Genomic DNA, 19,214 nt, shown 5'->3' with positions numbered 1-19,214 from the left:
TCGTGGGGTGACAACGCTTCACGGCCGTGGTGGCATACCCAGTCCCGGACGCCTGGGGTTGCTCGACGCCACGGCGTCGGCGGATCTCGCCGAACTGGGCTGGAACACCGAGGAGTCGGTGGATCTGCTGTGGTCGCTGTCCCGTGCCCCCGATGCCGATCTCGCACTGCGCGCGTTGATGCGCCTGCGATCGGCGGCCGCCGACGAGTGGTCGGCGATCGACGCACTCCTGCGCACCGACAAGGGATTTCGTGGTCGGCTCTTCGGCGTCCTCGGTTCGTCGGATGCCCTCGGTGATCACCTTGCCGCCGAGCCGTCGTCGTGGCACCTGCTCGAGACCGACACGCTGCCCGACGTCGCCGAGATCAACGCGACGATGCTCGCCGCCGTCGACGCCGTCGCCGAGCCGGGTGAGCAGGAGAAGGGCAACAAGATCTTTCGCGCCGGGTTCAGTGGACCGCGGGCGGTCGTCGCCCTGCGCGCGACCTACCGCAGTCTGGTGATGCAACTCGCCGCCCACGACGTGGCGTCGACGGTCGAGGACGAGAAGGTCATGTGGTTCCCCGAGGTGGGGGCCTATCTCGCCGATCTCGCCGACGCCGCGCTGACCGCCGCCCTGGCGGTCGCCTTCCGGGAAGTGTGCGGCGACAAGCCGATCCCGGTGCGTCTCGGTGTCATCGCGATGGGCAAATGCGGTGCGCGCGAGCTCAATTACGTCAGCGATGTGGACGTGGTGTTCGTCAGCGAACCCGCCGACGGGGTGGCCGCGCGTGTCGCCGGGGAGATGATGCGCGTCGGCTCGCTGGCGTTCTTCGAGGTCGACGCGGCTCTGCGGCCCGAGGGCAAGGCGGGTGCGCTGACCCGCACCCTGGAATCGCACGTGGCCTATTACAACCGGTGGGCCAAGACGTGGGAGTTCCAGGCACAGCTCAAGGCGCGTCCGATGACCGGCGACATGGAACTGGCCGCGGCGTATCACGAGGCCATCAACCCCATGGTGTGGCGTGCGGCCGAGCGTGAGGACTTCGTGCACGAGGTGCAGGCGATGCGCCGCCGCGTCGAGGACCTGGTGCCCGAGGATCAGCGTGAACGCAACCTCAAACTCGGCAGCGGAAGTCTGCGCGACGTCGAGTTCGCGGTGCAGTTGCTGCAGATGGTCCACGGTCGGGTCGACGAGGAACTGCGGGTGCGCGCCACCGTCGACGCGCTCGAGGCGCTCACCGCGGGTGGTTACGTCGGCCGGGACGACGGCGCCAACCTCATCGCCTCGTACCAGTTCCTGCGGCTGCTCGAGCACCGCCTGCAGTTGCAGCGCATGTCGCGGACGCATCTGCTGCCCGCGTTCGACGACGACGAGGGCATGCGCTGGCTGGCCCGCGCGGCGCACATCCGGCGCGAGGGAGAACTCGACGCGACCGCGGTACTGCGCCGGCAGATCAAGCACCAGGCTTTGCGGGTGCGCAAGCTGCATCAGAAGCTCTTCTACCGGCCGCTGCTGGAGGCGGCGACCCGGTTCAACACCGAGGAGCTCACGCTCTCCGACACCTCGGCCGAACGGCGCCTGGCCGCTCTCGGCTACGCACAGCCGCAGCGGGCGCTGAGTCACATCCGTGCTCTCGCCTCGGCGCCCGGACGGCGTGGACAGGTCCAACTACTGATCCTGCCGCAGCTGCTCGAACACATCGGGGACACACCGGATCCCGATGCCGGCCTGCTCAACTACCGCCGCCTGTGCGAGGAGATGGACAACGACTGGTTCCTCCGACTGCTCCGCGACGACGGGGTGGTCGCCGAACGACTGATGCGTGTGCTGGGCACCTCGGAGTTCATCGCGAACCTGCTCATGCGCTCGCCGGAGGTCATCCACCTCTATTCCGACGGTGCGAGCGGTCCCAAGCTGTGCGAGACCCGCCCGGAGGATGTCGCCAAGGGGCTGATCGCCTCGACGGTCCGACAGACCGATCTGCGTCGCGCCGTGGCGATCGCGCGCTCACACCGCCGGGCCGAACTCGCCCGGATCGCCTCGGCCGACATCCTCGGGATGATGGACGTCCCACAGGTCTGCCATGCGCTGTCGAGTGTGTGGGCCGCGGTCCTCAATGCCGCTCTGGCCGTGGCGATCAAGGCGTCGGAGGCCGAACGGAAGTCGCCGGCACCCGCGCGCATCGCGGTCATCGGCATGGGTCGTCTCGGTGGTCTGGAACTGGGCTACGGGTCCGACGCGGACGTGTTGTTCGTGTGTGAACCGGTACCCGGTGCCGAGGAGGCCGCCGCTGTGCGCTGGTCGCAGACCATCGCCGAGAAGGTCCGCTCGATGCTCGGCTCACCCAGCGAGGATCCGCCGCTGGTCGTCGACACCGGCCTGCGACCCGAGGGACGCAACGGTCCGGTCGTGCGCACCCTCGCCGCGTACGCGGCCTACTACGAGCAGTGGGCCCAGCCGTGGGAGGTCCAGGCGCTGCTGCGTGCCCATCAGGTCGCCGGCGACGACGAACTCGGCATCGAGTTCTTGTTGATGGCCGACAAGGTCCGCTACCCGGCCGGCGGTGTCTCGTCGGCGGCGGTGCGCGAGATCCGTCGTATCAAGGCACGCGTCGATTCCGAACGCCTGCCCCGTGGTGCGGATCCGGCGACCCACACCAAACTCGGTCGCGGTGGTCTCGCCGACGTCGAGTGGACCGTGCAGCTGATGCAGCTGCGCTACGCACACCGTTACACCTCGTTGCACAACACCTCGACGTTGCAGACGCTCGACGCGATCGGCTCGGCCGAACTGCTCGCCGAAACCGATGTGGCGATCCTCAAGGAGGCGTGGTTGACGGCGACCAAGGCGCGCAACGCGCTGGTCCTCGTCCGGGGTAAGCCGGTCGATCAACTCCCGGCGCCGGGAAAGCAGTTGCGCCAGATCGCTTTCGCCGCCGGCTGGCCCGAGGACCAGGCCGCGGAGTTCCTGGAGAATTATCTGCGCGTCACCCGACGCGCGAAGAATGTGGTGCGCAAGGTCTTCGGGGCATGAGGTGCGCGGCCTGCTGAGGTTCCTCACCCTGTCGCTGGCGTGGCTACTGGTCATCGCGACCGGCCTGGCGATCTGGCTGCACTACATCGCCTCCCGCGGGACGGTGGCGGTGTATGCGACCGCAGCGGTGCCCGTCGCGGTGGTGACCGGAGCGGTGGCGGTCCTGCTGTTCGCGGTCCTGCGACGGTGGATTGCGCTGTTCGTGGCGGTCCTGGCCGTCGTCGGGGTGTGCTTCACGCAAGGGCCGCTGTGGGTATCGCAGACCCCACCCGCGGGCGATCGGTTCACCGTCGTCAGCGCCAACCTGCGTTTCGGTGAGGGGTCCGTCGACGACGTCGCCGCGGCGGCGCGTGACGCACAACTGGTGTCGCTGCAGGAGGTCACCCCACAGGCCCTCGAGCGCATCCGCAACAGCGCACTGGCGCAACGGTTTCGGTACGAGTACGCGCTCCCCGGGCCGGCGGCCGCCGGGGGGATGCTGTTGAGTCTGCGCCCACTCGACGACGAGCGTCGGCTACCGAACATGTTGCTCAACAACCTGAGCGCACAGACGGTGGTGCCGGGTGGGCCGCGCACGCGGGTGCTCGCGATCCATGCGCCTGCACCACTGTCGGGGCATGCGGGGGAGTGGGATCACGACCTGGGGCTGCTGCGCGACCAATTGCATGACCTGCCCGACGGTCCGGTCATCGTCGCCGGTGACTTCAACGCCACCTGGGACCACGCGCAGTACCGGGCGCTGCTGTCCCGTGGCTTTGCCGACGCCACCTCGCAGGCGGGCGCCCGACTGCAGCCGACGTTCCCGACCGATCGTCTCGGAGGCCGACCGCTGGCCGCGATCGATCGGGTCGTGGTCCGCGGCTTCGTCGCCACCGCCGTGCACACGTTCTCCATCGCGGGGTCGGATCACCGCGGAGTGGTGGTGTCGCTGGTGGCCGGGTGAGTGGCGGCGAGCACGGCGAGGTCGGTATCACCGGAGCAGTGGCGCCGGCCGTGATCGGCGTCCTCGGGTTACGGATGCCGGTGTGGGGTGGTATCACTGGTGGCAACATGACATCTCTCACCGATTCCCCCGCCACCCAGCCGGTCGCCGTCTCGACGCGTCTGCGCGAGGCGACCGCAGTGGCTCATCAGCAGGCGGAGAACTCGCCGTTCATCGATGATCTGATGTCGGGGCGACTCGACGTCGCCGCGTATCGGCGGCTCGCCGAGCAACTGTTCTTCGTCTATCGCGCGCTGGAGTCGGTCGGCGATGCCCTGGCCGAGGATCCGGTCGGTGGCGCGGTGCACGACGAGCGGCTGCGACGGGTCCCGCGACTGCGCGCCGACCTCGCCGCCCTCGGATCCGACGTCGACGCCGTATCCCCGTTGCCAGCGGTGGCGGCCTACGTCGAGGCGATCGAGGCGACCCGCTCGGATGCCGCGCGCTACGTCGCACACCACTACACCCGCTACCTCGGTGACCTCAGCGGTGGTCAGGTCGTGGCCCATCGGATGCGCCAGCACTACGGTGTCGAGGATTCCGCGCTGTCGTTCTACGCCTTCGACATCGACAAACTCAAGCGCTACAAGGACGCCTACCGCGACCGCCTCGACGCCTTACCCCTCGACGACGCCGGGGTGGATCGTCTGGTGGCCGAAGCGGTCCGCGCCTTCGAACACAACCAGGCACTGTTCGCCGACCTCGACCGCACTCGCGGCTGACCCTGCCGCGGGTCGGTTACCCGTCGCCGGCGGTGCGCCCGTCAATCGAGCGCGTCGATCATGCCGGCGAGGCCGTCGAGGATCACGCCGAGGCCGAACTCGAACTGTTCGACGTCGAAATCGTCGTCACCGTCGGCCATAGTCTGCACCGCCGCTGTCAGGGCGGGGAATCGTTCCGGGTCGATCAGCGATGCCACCACGGCCTCGTATCCCGGCGCTGGTGGCTGTGCCCCTTCTCGTGCCCCCGCTCGTGCCCCGCCGCCCGGCAGTAGGCCCATCTGCGCCGACTGCCGGATGTGCTGGCGGACGAATCCGTCCACCAACAGCAAGGCATTCATCTTCTGCGGCCCGGTCAGCGCGGTGGGATCGAAGGCGCGGACGCCCGACTCGGTCCAGGACAACACGTTGGGTCCGACCGGTGGCCGTGACATCGGGATCTCGGTCAGCCACGGGCGTGCGCGCAGGGTCGATGCCGCTGCGCGCGCCCAATCGGTGATCCGCTCGCGCCACGATCCAGTGGTCGCCAGGCGTGGGTCGGCGGTCCCGTAGGCCTCGTCGACGAGGAGATCGATGACGTCGTCCTTGCTGTCGACGTAGCGATACAGCGACATCGCCGTGAGGCCGACGCTCTGGGCGATGGCTTTCATCGACACGGCCTCCCAGCCGCGGTCGTCGGCGATGGCGACCGCGGCGCGGGCGATGTCGCGGATGGTCAGGGTCGGTTTGGGGCCTCGGCGGGGGGTGTCGGGGACTCGGCCCCACAGCAGTGCGACCGACGTCGGTAACCGCACGGGCATCGGTGCGGGTGCGGCTGGTCCGCGCTCGACGGCGTCAGGGTCGTCCGGAGCATCCATGTCGACATCCTACTAATTGCTTGCGCCGTATACAGTTCAGTCCTACTATCTGCGTAGGCAATAAACAGTATATGCCATAGACGGAAAGGTTTGGTGTCATGCCCCACGTACGAATCGCGCGCTCGCCCTGGGTGGCGTTGACTGCGCTGTGTCTGCCGATGCTCATCGTCTCGATGGACGTGTCGGTGTTGTTCTTTGCGGTTCCGTTCATCGCAGCGGATCTCAATCCCTCACCTGCACAACAACTCTGGATCTTCGATGTGTACGGCTTCGTGCTGGCCGGGCTGTTGCTGACCATGGGGTCGCTCGCCGACCGATTCGGTCACCGCCGCGTTCTCATGTGGGGCGCGGTCGGCTTCAGCGGTGCGTCGTTGCTCGCGGCTTTCTCGAGCACGCCGGAGATGCTGATCATCGCTCGCGCGGTGCTCGCGGTCGCCGGTGCGACGCTGATGCCCTCGACGCTGGCACTCATCCGCCACGTCTTCGACGACGATGCCGCGCGGGCGAAAGCGGTGGCCACCTGGAACGCCGTGCTGGCCGGGGGAGTGGCGCTCGGTCCGATCATCTCCGGTGTGCTGCTCGAGCATTTCTGGTGGGGCTCCGTGTTTCTGATCAACATTCCGGTCATGGTCGCCCTGCTGATCGCGGCGCCCCTGCTGCTACCCGGACACACCGCGGTACCGGGACGACGCATCGACGTTCTCAGTGCGCTCATGGCGTTCGGGACGATCCTGCCCGTGATCTATGCGATCAAGGAGATCGCCGCCGACGGGTGGTCGCCGGGCCGGCTGGCGATCGGTGTCGTGGGGGTGGTGCTCGGGGTGGCCTTTGTGAGACGTCAACGGCGCCTGGGGGATCCGATGCTCGACCTGGCGCTTCTCGGTGAGCGCCGGTTCGCGGCGTCGATCTGGACCAATCTCATCTGCATGTTCGCGCTGCTCGGCAACTCGATCATGGTGACGCAATACCTGCAGTCGGTACTCGGTTTCAGCCCGCTGCGGGCCGCCCTGTGGAGTGTGGTGCCATCGCTGTTCGTCGCGGTGGCGGCGCCGACTGCGGCCGTGGCGGCCGGACGGTTCGGCCGTCCCGCGGTGATGGTCGGGGGACTGGTGGTGGCGGCCTGTGGCTTCGCGCTGCTCGCGGCCCTCATCGGTCAGGACTCACTGCTCGTGGTGCTCGTCGCGTCGACGTTGCTCGCCGGCGGAATCGTGGCGACCACCTCGGTGATCGCCGACCACGTCGTCGGGATCGCACCTGCCGATCGTGCCGGAGCGACCTCGGGGCTGCTGGAGACATCGAGTGAACTCGGCGGTGCGCTGGGCATCGCGCTGCTGGGAAGTGTGCTCAACGCGGTCTACCGCGTGAGCTATCCGGCGGGCGTGGGGCCAGTGGAGGCAGGCCGCAGTCTGGCCGGGGCGAGCGCGGTGGCGCATCGCGAACCCGCCGAGATGGCCGCACAGATCCTCGACGCTGCGCGCGGTGCATTCGTCGACGGGATGGCGGTGGTGGCGTGGGTGGGAGCCGGAATCCTGGGGGTGACCGCGGTGCTGATCGTGTGGGCGGCGCGCACGCCGTCGGTCGACCGCTTGCCGATGGTCTCCGAGGGAGTTACCGACCGCGTTCGCTCACATCTGCGAGCAGAACGTGGTGGGGATCAGTAGACCTCGACCTTGGAGCCGGACTTCAAGATGAGTTCGCTGCGATCGTCGGAGCTGTGGGCGAGTTCGACGAGGCGTTGGTCGGTGCCATGCGGAACCTGTTTGCGGACGACGGCACGGATGCCGTCCAGGGCGATGCGATCGCCGGGGACGAGATCTTCAACAAAAAGCATACGGGACATGAGAAGAAGATTACGGGCTGAGATGTGATCGCGTGAGAGCAAAAGGTCCTCCGTGGCATCATTCACATTTTGTCCTGTGACCTGCGTCATGGGGTGCCCCGGCGACCGTCCGGTCTCACGCACACCGCGGGCCCACCGACTCTGTTGTCGGTGGGCCCGCGGTGCTTTGTGTCAGAGATCAGCAGTCGTAGTAGAGCGCGAACTCGTACGGATGCGGACGGATCTGGACCGGCTCGATCTCGTTCTCACGCTTGAGCGCGATCCAGGTCTCGATGAGGTCCTCGGTGAACACGCCACCGGCGGTGAGGTATTCGTGATCCTCTTCGAGTTTGTCGATGACCGCCGACAGCGAGGTCGGGGCCTGCGGGATGTTCTTGGCCTCCTCGGGCGGCAGCTCGTAGAGATCCTTGTCGACGGGCTCGTGCGGCTCGATCTTGTTCTTGATGCCGTCGAGGCCGGCCATCATCATCGCCGCAAAGGCCAGGTACGGGTTGCCCGAGCTGTCGGGGCAACGGAACTCCAGGCGCTTGGCCTTCGGGTTGTTGCCGGTGATCGGGATGCGCACGCACGCCGACCGGTTGCGCTGGCTGTACACCAGGTTGATCGGGGCCTCGTAGCCCGGCACCAGACGCTTGTAGGAGTTCACCGTGGGGTTGGTGAAGGCCAGCAACGACGGTGCGTGATGCAGGATGCCGCCGATGTAGTAGCGCGCCAGATCCGACAGGCCCGCGTATCCGGCTTCGTCGTGGAACAGCGGCTTGCCGTCCTTCCACAGCGACTGGTGGGCGTGCATGCCCGAGCCGTTGTCGCCGAACAGCGGCTTCGGCATGAAGGTGACGGTCTTGCCGTTCGCGTACGCGGTGTTCTTGATGATGTACTTGAACAGAAGGACGTCGTCGGCGGCGTGCAGCAGCGTGTTGAACTTGTAATTGATCTCGGCCTGGCCGCCGGTACCGACCTCGTGGTGACCGCGCTCGAGCTCGAAGCCCGCGTTGGTCAGGTTGGTCGACATCTCGTCGCGCAGGTCGACGTAGTGGTCGTAGGGCGCCACCGGGAAGTAGCCGCCCTTGGGGCGGACCTTGTAGCCGAGGTTCGGTGAACCGTCGGGGTCGGTGGGCGAACCGGTGTTCCACCAGCCGGACTCGGACTCGACCTCGTAGAAGGTGCCGTTCATCTGCGAGTCGAAGGCGACCGAATCGAAGATGTAGAACTCGGCCTCGGCGCCGAAGAAGCAGGTGTCGGCGATGCCGGTGGAGGCCAGGTAGTCCTCGGCCTTGCGGGCGACGTTGCGCGGGTCGCGGCTGTAGGCCTCACGGGTGAACGGATCGTGGACGAAGAAGCTGACGTTCATCGTCTTGGCGCGACGGAAGGGGTCGATCCGCGCGGTGGCCGGATCGGGGAGCAGCATCATGTCGGACTCGTCGATCGACTGGAAGCCGCGCACCGACGAGCCGTCGAATGCCAGGCCGTCCTCGAACACCGACTCGTCGAAGGCCGAAGCCGGAATCGAGAAGTGCTGCATCACACCGGGCAGGTCACAGAAGCGGATGTCGACGTACTCGACACCTTCCTTCTTGATGCCCTCGAGTAGTTCTTCGTTGCTGCTGTACACCGTGCGGTGACTCCTTAACTTGTCGGGGTCAGGCCGGCGTGTACACGCGGACCTGACGCGCCTGGACCACCGCGCAAGAAACCGCGGCGGATCTCAGCCAGAACCGTATGGACGCGACGTTGCCCGCACGTCAAGGAAGTGTTTCCCCTGTGTTACACGGCCGTGGCGATGCGTTGTCGTGCCCACGGCAACTATTCCGTATGCACGCCCCGGACGAAAGCGAACGGTGATCTCGTCAGGGAAGTCACTGCCTCTACCATGGAAAACATGAACGACCCGCGGATCACCGGCAGAACCGAGCACGCGAGCACCGGGCATGTGGGTGCCGGGGGTGATCGCGCATGAGCAGGGCCACCGGCTCCTGGTTGTCGGGCCCGCAGTCGGGCGCACCGGCCGACCTCGAATATCGCGGCGCCGACCTCGGACTGCCCGAGAGCGGACCCGGAGCGCTGGTCCCCGGGTGGCCGCGCACGCTCGCGCTGCTCGTCGACTGGATCATCGGCGGCGGGCTGTCGCTGTTCTTCGTCGGCTTCGGATCACCGAACCTCGGCCTCGCCGTGCTCGCCGTGTGGTTCGTCATCGGCGTGTTCACCGTGACGATGTTCGGCTTCACGCCCGGGCAGTTCGCCGTGGGCATGCGGGTGGCGCGCGTCGACCACGGACCCGAGCGACTGGCCGACGAGATCGCCGGGAAGGCTCCCGTCGCCGCGGTCGGCGTGATCCGTGCATTGATGCGGCAGGTGCTGATCGTGTTCCTGGTGCCCGCACTGATGAACGACTACAACGGCCGCGCACTGCACGATCGCGCGACCGGCACCGCGATGGTCCGGAGTCGCTGAGGGCGGGCGTCTGGTGCGTGGGCGTGTCGGTGCGAATCGAGGTCGGCGCGAGGCGCTGACGCTGACTGCCGTGCTGAGCATCGGCGCACTGGTGCTTTCCGTGTTCGGTGTGCTGGAGCGTGGTGAGGCGGCCCAACCGCCGGAGAGTCGCACGCTGGGACAGATGGCCGCGCCGCCCGAAGCCCGATGGAGCGTCGATGCGGCTTCGCTGTTCGGCAAAGATTTCGATGATGCGAGCGTGTCCGTCGAGGCGGCCGACGATCATCTCCTGGTGCGGGTGTCGCGGAACAGGCTCGGCCGTCCGTCCGCGGTGCTCGCCATCGATCCCGACACGGGCAGGCCGCTGTGGAGGGCGCCGAGAATCGGATGGGAGAACTCCTGTGCGATCAGTCGCGACAAGAGACTCGCGTGCACCCGAATGGCCAGAGACGGTGCCGCGATCGTGACCAGGGTGTCGTTCGTCGATCCGGATACCGGAGACGACGTCGCCACCGCGACGATCCCGATCTCGGGGTCCTCGAGGATCATGCGCGCCGGCGACGGCTTCCTGGTGCTGACCGTCGAGATGGAGAACATCACGCTCCCCGAGGAGATCCCCGTGGACTCCACGTTGGTGCCCGTTGCGGGCTTTGGTACCGACGCCGATGTGCCACCGCTACAGACGGTCATCACCAGGTTCGATTCCCGCGGGCATGCGTTGTGGACGGTGCGCCCGCCGCTCGATCAGGGGCAACCGGTGGTCTCCGAAGCCGCGAATCTGGTTGCGCTGAGCGGTTTTCGCGGTGGAGTCACCGTTCTTCGCCTCGACTCCGGCCGACTCCTGCACTCGGCGGACGGTCGGGAGGCGGTGGTCATCCACCGATCCGGGTTCGTGACGAGCGGTCTCCCCGGGGCGGGCCGGGACACGATCGACTTCTTCGATGCCGACGGGGTGCGGACCGGTGAGATCTCAGGATGGCGTATCTCGTCCGGGGACAGTGCTGCCGGCCCGGTGCAGGCCATCAATGCCGACTTCATTTCTGTGGAGTCGAACACCACGATCGGACTGGCGTCGGGAGCCGGCGCCGACCTGAGGTGGACGCGGCCGTCGCAGGGTTCCTCACTGCAGATGCTCGGCGATCGGTATGTCGTCACCGTCGTCGACGAATTCAGCGAAGACCTGAGCAGCACGCGCAGGTGGACGGTGCTCGACGCCCGGTCCGGTTCCCGGATCAGTGGTTTCACCGCCGGTTTCGGACAGGGATTCGTCGGCTTCGACGGCGTTCGCATGATCCTGGGCGGAGAGGCCGATGCAGACCAGCGACCGAGCAGCCCTGCACTCGGCGCGTATGACATTCGCACCGGAGCCCAACGGTGGCACCTGCCGGCACCGAACACCGCGGCACACTGGCAGGTCGTGGCCGGCCACCTGCTACTCATCGACGACGGAGTCGACGCCGGAACTCGGTCGTCGATCGTTGGTTACGCCGCGTGACCGACGCGGTCGGCGTCTGACCGCGTGGTGATCACGCGCCGCGTGATCAGGCGCCGCGACGCCGCGCGGTGCGCTGCATGCTGCGCATCTTGGCATTGCCGGGCAGCGGGCCCTTGGGCATGCCCGGTCCGGGCTGCTTGCCGCCGAGCGCCGACAATCGGCCCTCGAGGGTCTCCATGCGCTTGCGGTCGATGTTGCCCGGCAGCTTGTTGAGGTGCCGTTCGAGCTTCGACAACGGCACCTGGCCGTCGTCGTTGCCGACCATGATCTGGTAGATCGGGGTGTCACCGACAACGCGCGCGACTTTCTTCTTCTCTTGTCCCAGAAGCGTTGTGACGCGACTCGGGGAGCCCTCGCCGACGAGGATGACCCCGGGCTTGCCGATCACCCGGTGCACGGCGTCGAGATGGGAGGTGCCGGTGACCGCCTGCTGCACCCGCCACTGGCCGCGCATGTTCGACAGCGCCCATCCGGCTGCTCCGGGTTGCCCTTCGGCCTTGGTGTAGACGGTCTTCTGCACGCGTCGTCCGAAGAGGAGGAAGGCGGCGAGAATACCGAGCACCACACCGATGGGAACGAGCAGCCACGGAGAGCCGACGAACAGACCGATCACCACGAAGATCGCCACGATCAGCACGAACAGGCCGACCATGTACGGGATCAGCCGTTTGTCTTCCTTGCGCTGCATCTGGAACGCCTGCCAGAGCTGCGTGAACCGCTCCTTGGAGGCCTTCTGTCGGGCCTGTCGTGCGGCCTTCTTGTCCGCTTTGCTCGCCGCTTGCGCCTTTGCCATGCTCACCAGGATACGTCTGCGGGCGCGCTGATCGACAATGCGGTCGCCGGCGCAGGTGTCCGGTTCAGCGGGCCAGTCGCGCCATCAACGAGGAGGCCTCCTGGCTGGCCGAACCCTCGTCGGCGAGGTGCGCCAACGACGGCGGCAACTCCCGCCCGTGATGCGCCATCGCCTGCGCGTAGAGCCGGCCGGCGCGGTAGGACGAACGCACGAGCGGCCCGGCCATCACCCCGGCGAATCCGACCTCGCGGGCGAACTCGGAATGATCGACGAACTCCTCGGGCTTGACCCAACGCTCCACCGGATGGTGGCGCGCCGAGGGGCGCAGGTATTGGGTGATCGTCAGGATGTCGCAACCGGCCTCGTGCAGGTCGACGATCGCCGACTGCACCTCGGTCGGGGTTTCACCCATCCCGAGGATGAGGTTGGACTTGGTGACCAGACCGAAGTCACGGGCCTGGGTGAGCACATCGAGGGACCGCTCGTAGCGGAACGCCGGACGAATCCGCTTGAAGATCCGCGGCACCGTTTCCAGGTTGTGTGCGAGCACTTCCGGCCGGGACTCGAAGACCTCGGCGAGCAGATCGGGCTTGGCGTGGAAGTCGGGGATCAGATTCTCCACACCGGTACCAGGGTTGAGCCGGTGGATCGCACGCACCGTCTCGGCGTAGAGCCAGACACCCTCGTCGGGGAGGTCGTCGCGGGCGACGCCGGTGATGGTGGAGTAGCGCAGGCCCATCGCCTGCACGCTCTCGGCGACGCGGCGGGGCTCGTCGCGATCGAGTTCGGCGGGCTTGCCGGTATCGATCTGGCAGAAGTCGCACCGGCGGGTGCACTGCTCGCCGCCGATGAGGAAGGTGGCCTCGCGGTCTTCCCAGCACTCGTAGATGTTGGGGCATCCGGCTTCCTCGCAGACCGTATGCAGCCCTTCGCGTTTCACCAAACCTTTGAGTTCGGTGTACTCGGGCCCCATCGTCGCGCGCGTCTTGATCCAGGAGGGCTTGCGTTCGATCGGGGTCTGCGCGTTGCGGATCTCCAGGCGTAACAACTTGCGTCCGTTGGGGGACGGGTCGGTCGGCGCGGCGGACGAGGCGGGGGCGGACGAGGCGGGGGGCGACCCTTGTGGGGTCGACGCCGGCGCCGTGGGTGCGGTGCGGGTCTCTGACACGGTCACCGCACCGATGCTACGCGCGCGCCGTCGGCATGCCCGACCTGCGGGGTGAGGGCGATCTCACTGTGGTCCAGAGCCGCGAGGACGGCGTCGGCGACCTCATCGGCGAGGTCGCCGACCGAGAGTTCCCGCCCGGCCTCGCGGCTCAGGGACGTGACCCCGGCGTCGGCGATGCCGCACGGAACGATCGCGTCGAAGGCGCTCATGTCGGGGTCGACGTTGAGGGCGAACCCGTGCAGCGCGACCCCGCGCGCCACCCGGATGCCGATCTGGCCGAGTTTGCGTTCCCCGGACTGTCCCAGGTCGGGCGAGTCGTCGACGACCCAGACGCCCGACCGGCCGGCGACGCGGGTGGTGGCCACGCCGTGCGCCGCACAGACACCGATGAGCGCCGCCTCGAGCCGGCGGACGTACTCGACGACGTCGAGGGGCTCGGCGAGCTTGATGATCGGATAGCCGACGAGCTGTCCGGGCCCGTGCCAGGTGATCCGTCCGCCACGGTCGACGTCGATCACCTCGGCGCCGTTGGTCGGACGATCGGCGTCCTCGGTTCTCTTGCCCGCGGTGTAGATCGACGGATGCTCGAGCAGCAGCAACAGATCGTGATCGAGTGTGCCGTCGGCACGTTCGCCGGCGAGTCGATGCTGAAGGTCGTAGGCCTCGCGGTAGTCGAGGACACCGAGCCGCCGGATCTCGACGGGCGTGTCGGCTGCGCGCAGCGATGCCCGTCGGGTACCGATGGCTGTCGGTGTGTCAGCGTCCATTGGCGTACTCCAGCCCCGAATCGATGGTGGGATGGGTGAAGACGAAGTCGTGGTCGGTGAGCACACCGGGTGCAACGCGTTGGGAGTACAGAACCATTTCCTCGATCATCTCGCCGCCCGCCTTGCGGGCGACGAACGCGGGAACGCCCATCAGGGTGGGCCGGTGCACCGACCGACCGAAGGCGTCGACGAACGTCGCGAACGGAACCGCTCCGGGTGCGCACAGGTTCACCGGACCGCTGATCGCCGAATCCAGCACGAACTCGATCGCTCGGATCTCGTCGACCAGTGAGATCCACGAAAAGTACTGCTGCCCATTGCCGATGGTACCGCCGAGGCCGAGCTTGAACAGCGGTCGGAGTTTGGCCAGCAGGCCACCGTGCGGTGCGAGCACCGGTGCGGTCCGCAACAGGACGACACGGGTCCGGTCGCCCGAGTTGGCGGTCGCCGCGGCCTCCCAGTCGACGGTCAGCTCGGCCAGGAATCCCGAGCCGGGGCCGTCGACCTCGGTGGCCGTCCGCGCGCCGGTGTCCCCGTAGTACCCGGTGGCGCTCGCGCTCACCAGGGTGGGGACACCGGTCCGGCGGACGGCCTCGGCGATGACCTCGGTCGGCGGGATCCGGGAGTCGCGGAGTTCTTGTTTGAACCGTCCGCTCCACCGGCCGTTGCCGACCCCGACGCCGCCGAGGCTCACCACCGCGTCGACGCCGTCGAGGGCCTCGTCAGGAACACCGAATGTCTCGGGGTCCCAACTGAATTCACCGGGCTCGTTCGCCTCCCGCCGGACCAGCCGGCGCACCGAATGGCCCGCCGATTCCAGCGCGGTGATCAGGGCCGAACCGATCAGCCCCGATGAGCCGGCGACGGCTACCCGCATCGGTGCCTAGAGGCCCAGTTCGGCGGCGAACGAGCCGGCCTCGAGTCGCTTCTTGATCGTCGTCAGGAAGCGACCGGCGTCGGCGCCGTCGATCAGGCGGTGATCGTAGGTCAGCGGCAGGTACGACATCGACCGCACCGCGATCGACTCCGAACCGTCGTCGCCGGTGATGACCACCGGGCGCTTGACGATTGCGCCGGTACCGAGCATGGCCGCCTGCGGCGGCACCAGGATCGGGGTGTCGAATAGGGCGCCCTGGCTCCCGATGTTGGTGATGGTGAAGGTGCCACCGGCCAACTCGTCGGGCTTGAGGCCGTTGGTGCGGGCGCGGGCGGCGATGTCGGCGATGGCCCGGGCCAGTCCGGCGATCGAGAGGTCGTCGGCGTTGTGGATCACCGGCGAGAGCAGGCCCTGCTCGGTGTCGACGGCGATACCGAGATGCACCTTGTCGTAGTAGGTGATCTCCTTCTTGTCCTCGTCGATGGAGGCGTTGACGTTCGGATGCGCCTTGAGTGCCTCCACGACGGCCTTGGCGATGAACGGCAAGAAGGTCAGGTTCACTCCCTCGGAAGCCTTGAACGACTCCTTGGCAGCCTTGCGCAGTGACACGATCTTGCTCATGTCGACCTCGAAGACCTGCGTCAGCTGAGCACTGGTCTGCAGCGACTCGCGGGTCTTCTTCGCGGTGATCTGACGGATGCGGTTGATCTTCTGCGTGGTGCCACGCAGTGCCGCGAGTTCGGGCTTGACCTCCGGCGACGACGCGGCCGGTGCGGCTGCGGGCGCCGGTGCGGCGGCCGGGGCCGGGCTCGAGGCCGGCTCGGGGGCCTTCTTCGCCTCGGCGGCGGCGAGCACGTCCTGCTTGCGGATGCGGCCGCCGACCCCGGTACCCTTGAGGCTCGATAGGTCGATGTCGTTCTCCGCAGCCAACTTTCGGACCAACGGGGTCACGTACGGGGTGGACTGCAGATCGGTGGAATCGTCGGCGGGGGCTGCGGCGGAGGCGACCTTGACCGGTTCGGGTTCCGGCTCACTCGTGGCGGGCGCCTCCTCGGATTTCGCGGGTTCTGGCTCGGACTTGGCGGGCTCGGGCTCCGGCTCCGGTTCGGGCTCGGGCTTGGAGCCGGCGGCCGAGGCATCGCCGATCACCGCGAGCTTGCCGCCGACCTCGATGACGTCGTCCTCCTGCGCGAGGATCTCGAGCAGGGTTCCGGCGACGGGGGACGGGATCTCGGTGTCGACCTTGTCCGTGGAGACCTCGAGCAGTGGTTCGTCCGCGGCGACCTCGTCGCCGACGGCCTTGAGCCAGTTGGTCACCGTGCCCTCGGTGACCGACTCGCCGAGTTCAGGCATCAGCACGTCGGTCCCGGAGGCCCCGCTGTCACCGGTGGCGGCGGCGGGCTTCTCGGCCGGAGCCTCTGCCTCGGTCGAGGGCGCCTCGGTGTCCTGTTCGGCCGCACCGGCTTCGGTCGGTTCGTCGCCGCCCGCCGAGTCGTCGGAATCGGCCGAGTCGTCGGATCCGGAATCCCCGGAATCGTCGGCGCTCTCCCCGGCATCACCGATCAGGGCGAGTTCGCCGCCGATCTCCACGACGTCGTCTTCCTGGGCGATGATCTTGGTGAGGACGCCGGAGGTGGGGGCGGGGATCTCGGTGTCGACCTTGTCGGTCGACACCTCCAGCAGGGGCTCGTCGGCCTCGACGGTGTCGCCCTCTTCCTTCAACCACCGGGTGACGGTCCCCTCGGTGACACTCTCACCGAGGGCGGGCATCTGGACGGAGAAGGCCATTGCTGTTGACTCCTGAACTCGACGTGGTGGGTCTGTGCGTGATGCGGGGTGTCGCGGTGTGTGCGCCGCGTCTCCCAGGCGTGTGGCGGGTGGCCCGGCGCCCATCGCTAGACCCTACCCGCCGTACGCGCCACGGACGTGGTGTGTGGCGCAAAAGTGGCCGATCAGCCGTTGGCCGCGATGTCCTCGAGAACCTTCGTGATCGTGCGGACCGGTACGCCCGTACCACCCTTGGGGGTGTAACCCCAGGGGCCGGAGGTGTTGAAGGCGGGACCGGCGATGTCGATGTGGGCCCATTGCACCCCGTCGGGCACGAACTCCTTGAGGAACAGACCCGCGGCGAGCATGCCGCCCCACCGGTGTGGGGTGACGTTCGCCAGATCGGCGACCCGCGACTTGAGATCGGCACGCAGTTCCGACGGCAGCGGCATGGGCCAGGCGTTCTCGCCGATCTCGGCCGACAGTGCCGACACCCGGTCGCGGAAGTCGTCGGTCCCCATGACCCCGGGGGTGCGGGTGCCCAGGGCAACCATCTGCGCCCCGGTCAGGGTGGCGGTGTCGATGAGGTAGTCCGGATCGTCCTCGCAGGCGCGCACGATGGCGTCGGCGAGGACGAGGCGTCCCTCGGCGTCGGTGTTGAGGACCTCGACGGTCGTCCCGCCGTACTGGGTCAGGACGTCGCCGGGACGCTGCGCGGTCCCCGACGGCATGTTCTCGGCCATCGGCACGGTGGCGGTCACCGACACCGGCAGGTCGAGACGCGCGGCGGCGATGGTCGCCGCGATCACCGCGGCCGCGCCGCCCATGTCGGAGGTCATCTGATCCATGTTGGCGGCCGGCTTGATCGAGATTCCACCGGTGTCGAAGGTGATGCCCTTGCCGACAAGCGCCACCTTCTTGGCCGACTTCTTGCCCGCGTGGGTCAATCGCACCAGCCGCGGCAACCGGGACGAACCCTTGCCGACGCCGACGATCCCGCCATAGCCGTCCTTCTCGAGGGAGTCGAAGTCGAGGATCTCCACCTTGAGTCCGGCCTTCGCGCCCAACTCGCGCGCACGTTCGGCGAACTCCTCCGGGTAGAGGTGGCTCGGCGGGGTGTTGACGAAGTCACGGGCGATGGCCACCGAATCGGCGACCGCGATGGCATGTGCCAGTTCGGCTTTCGCCGCCTTGTCGGCGGACTCGACCACGACGTGCACGGTGCCGGGCAGTTGCTTGGTCGACGCCGAGCGCGACGAGCGGAACTCCTCGAAGCGGTAGGCGCCGAGGAACAGTCCCTCGACCGCGGCACCGATGTCGGTGGAGCCCAGGGTGGTGGCGACGACGTCGAAGCCCTCGAGGGAACGGATCGCGACACCGGCGGCCTGGCGGAGTTTCTCCGGGTCGTCGAGCGATTTCTCGTCGCCGACGCCGACGGCCGCCACAATGCGTACGCCGAGTGATTCCGGCGCCGCCAGCCGGGTGACCTCACCGTGGGAACCGGTGGCGCCCACCGCCGACAGCGCGGCGGTGACTGCCGCCGCCGACGCATCGTCGAGGACGTCGGCGCCGAGCAGGGTCGGTGCAGCGGGGTCGGTGGTGTTGTCGGCAGTGGTGTCGTCGGAGGAGGTGGCGACGAGGCCGAGTACGAGGGCCTCGTCGTCTTTGCCGATGGAGGTGGTCAGGGTGATCTGGGGACCGCGAGTGCGGTCGACGCTCTCGTTCTTGCTCACCCGACCAACCTTGCCACAGGCGCCTCGTCGGCTGCCCGTCATCCGACCGACCGACGTGCCATCGCAGCGGGAACCCGCCACAACGACGCGGCGTTGCGATGGCGGTGTGACGACGAGAGACGGGGTGGGCGAACAGATGAGGCGAACCAGGGCGGCATGGGTGATCGCACTCGTGGTGATCGCCGCATGCACGGCGACGGTGATCGGCGTCCGTGCATACCGCCATGACGACGACGCGGTGTCCCGCGCGGTGAACGGGATGACCGGCCGGGCGAGGCCGCCGTTTCCGGTCGTCGACACCACCACACTGACCGCTTCTCGAGCCCGCATCATCGAGTCGGTACGCGCCGAATACGCGCGCAATGCGTCGGGCACCACCTATTCCGGCGGCGTCGACGAACCATGGTGCGCCGACTTCGTCAGCACCGTGATGCACGAATCCGGTGTGCCGCTGGACAATCCGAACTCCGGATCGTGGCGCATCCCGGGGGTGGCGACGCTCACCGACTACCTGCACAGCTCGGGACGCTGGCGGGGGCCGGGTCATCGCCCGCAGCCCGGCGACATCGTGATCTACGACAAACCCAGCCCGTGGGGCCAACACACCAACATCGTGGTTGCCGTCAACGGCGATGAGGTGACAACCGTCGGCGGCAACCAGCCACCGGACGGGGTCACCCTGCACACCGCCGACCTCGCCGCCGATCCCGGACTGCAGGGGTTCGGGGTTCCCGCCGGGACGTGAGTCCTGTGGTGATCGTCTTGTGCGC

The 19,214-nt window shown here is 67.9% G+C and carries 16 protein-coding genes; 7 read left to right on the top strand and 9 right to left on the bottom strand.

Features of this window, described 5'->3' with window-relative positions; genetic code table 11:
* Window positions 1-7: 7 nt before the first annotated feature.
* From GOPIP_RS15120 to GOPIP_RS15110, 3 genes are read left to right on the top strand one after another with little or no spacing between them, the layout of a single operon-like run.
* Entirely contained in the window at window positions 8-3,016 is a 3,009-nt protein-coding gene (locus GOPIP_RS15120; protein WP_081482507.1) for a bifunctional [glutamine synthetase] adenylyltransferase/[glutamine synthetase]-adenylyl-L-tyrosine phosphorylase, read from the top strand.
* Between the two features lies 1 nt (window position 3,017).
* Window positions 3,018-3,959: an endonuclease/exonuclease/phosphatase family protein gene (locus GOPIP_RS15115; RefSeq protein ID WP_006370574.1), complete on the top strand. Its 942-nt coding sequence runs from the start codon at window positions 3,018-3,020 to the stop codon at window positions 3,957-3,959.
* A complete protein-coding gene (locus GOPIP_RS15110) occupies window positions 3,956-4,720 on the top strand; it encodes a biliverdin-producing heme oxygenase (protein ID WP_006370573.1) in 765 nt (254 codons plus the stop codon). Before GOPIP_RS15115 ends, GOPIP_RS15110 begins: the two co-directional genes overlap by 4 nt.
* Before the next feature lie 41 nt (window positions 4,721-4,761).
* On the opposite strand, the gene GOPIP_RS15105 is transcribed toward GOPIP_RS15110, so the two are convergent.
* Window positions 4,762-5,574, bottom strand: a complete 813-nt coding sequence (locus GOPIP_RS15105; protein WP_006370572.1) for a TetR/AcrR family transcriptional regulator — start codon at window positions 5,572-5,574, stop codon at window positions 4,762-4,764.
* Between the two features lie 98 nt (window positions 5,575-5,672).
* Between GOPIP_RS15105 and GOPIP_RS15100 the strand changes: the two genes are divergently transcribed.
* The gene (locus tag GOPIP_RS15100; RefSeq protein WP_006370571.1) at window positions 5,673-7,235 is read left to right on the top strand and encodes an MFS transporter; all 1,563 of its coding nucleotides are present in this window, start codon (window positions 5,673-5,675) and stop codon (window positions 7,233-7,235) included.
* Here the strand turns inward: GOPIP_RS15100 and GOPIP_RS29485 are convergent.
* Both GOPIP_RS29485 and glnA read right to left on the bottom strand, forming a co-directional pair.
* A complete protein-coding gene (locus GOPIP_RS29485) occupies window positions 7,229-7,414 on the bottom strand; it encodes a hypothetical protein (protein WP_026920045.1) in 186 nt (61 codons plus the stop codon). The two genes, GOPIP_RS15100 and GOPIP_RS29485, sit on opposite strands and share 7 nt — an antisense overlap.
* 178 nt (window positions 7,415-7,592) lie before the next feature.
* Window positions 7,593-9,026 (bottom strand): type I glutamate--ammonia ligase, encoded by a 1,434-nt coding sequence (gene glnA, locus GOPIP_RS15090; protein WP_006370569.1) that lies wholly within the window; start codon window positions 9,024-9,026, stop codon window positions 7,593-7,595.
* A gap of 341 nt (window positions 9,027-9,367) precedes the next feature.
* On the opposite strand from glnA, the gene GOPIP_RS15085 reads away from it, so the two are divergent.
* Window positions 9,368-9,865 (top strand): RDD family protein, encoded by a 498-nt coding sequence (locus GOPIP_RS15085; RefSeq protein ID WP_006370568.1) that lies wholly within the window; start codon window positions 9,368-9,370, stop codon window positions 9,863-9,865.
* Between the two features lie 70 nt (window positions 9,866-9,935).
* Window positions 9,936-11,339 carry a 9-bladed beta-propeller domain-containing protein gene (locus GOPIP_RS15080; protein ID WP_138944123.1) on the top strand — a complete coding sequence of 468 codons (1,404 nt, stop codon included), beginning with the start codon at window positions 9,936-9,938 and terminating at the stop codon, window positions 11,337-11,339.
* 46 nt (window positions 11,340-11,385) lie between these two features.
* On the opposite strand, the gene GOPIP_RS15075 is transcribed toward GOPIP_RS15080, so the two are convergent.
* The 6 genes from GOPIP_RS15075 to GOPIP_RS15050 form a co-directional block, all read right to left on the bottom strand.
* A complete protein-coding gene (locus GOPIP_RS15075; protein WP_006370566.1) occupies window positions 11,386-12,132 on the bottom strand; it encodes a DUF4191 domain-containing protein in 747 nt (248 codons plus the stop codon).
* Between the two features lie 64 nt (window positions 12,133-12,196).
* Window positions 12,197-13,306, bottom strand: a complete 1,110-nt coding sequence (lipA, locus tag GOPIP_RS15070; RefSeq protein ID WP_006370565.1) for a lipoyl synthase — start codon at window positions 13,304-13,306, stop codon at window positions 12,197-12,199.
* A complete protein-coding gene (lipB, locus tag GOPIP_RS15065; RefSeq protein WP_006370564.1) occupies window positions 13,303-14,067 on the bottom strand; it encodes a lipoyl(octanoyl) transferase LipB in 765 nt (254 codons plus the stop codon). The genes lipA and lipB overlap by 4 nt, the downstream gene beginning before the upstream one ends.
* The gene (locus tag GOPIP_RS15060; RefSeq protein ID WP_006370563.1) at window positions 14,057-14,944 is read right to left on the bottom strand and encodes a TIGR01777 family oxidoreductase; all 888 of its coding nucleotides are present in this window, start codon (window positions 14,942-14,944) and stop codon (window positions 14,057-14,059) included. Before GOPIP_RS15060 ends, lipB begins: the two co-directional genes overlap by 11 nt.
* Before the next feature lie 6 nt (window positions 14,945-14,950).
* Window positions 14,951-16,732, bottom strand: coding sequence for a 2-oxoglutarate dehydrogenase, E2 component, dihydrolipoamide succinyltransferase (gene sucB / locus GOPIP_RS15055; RefSeq protein ID WP_006370562.1), 1,782 nt, complete (start codon window positions 16,730-16,732; stop codon window positions 14,951-14,953).
* Between the two features lie 164 nt (window positions 16,733-16,896).
* The gene (locus GOPIP_RS15050) at window positions 16,897-18,444 is read right to left on the bottom strand and encodes a leucyl aminopeptidase (protein ID WP_006370561.1); all 1,548 of its coding nucleotides are present in this window, start codon (window positions 18,442-18,444) and stop codon (window positions 16,897-16,899) included.
* A gap of 136 nt (window positions 18,445-18,580) precedes the next feature.
* Here GOPIP_RS15050 and GOPIP_RS15045 point away from each other — a divergent pair, with 136 nt between their 5' ends.
* Window positions 18,581-19,189 (top strand): CHAP domain-containing protein, encoded by a 609-nt coding sequence (locus GOPIP_RS15045; RefSeq protein WP_035728135.1) that lies wholly within the window; start codon window positions 18,581-18,583, stop codon window positions 19,187-19,189.
* Window positions 19,190-19,214 lie beyond the last annotated feature (25 nt).

This window comes from Gordonia polyisoprenivorans NBRC 16320 = JCM 10675 (genome assembly GCF_000241325.1).
GTDB classification, from domain to species: domain Bacteria; phylum Actinomycetota; class Actinomycetes; order Mycobacteriales; family Mycobacteriaceae; genus Gordonia; species Gordonia polyisoprenivorans.
Note: the sequence above shows the minus strand (reverse complement) of the source record. Positions and strands in the feature narration are given on the sequence as shown.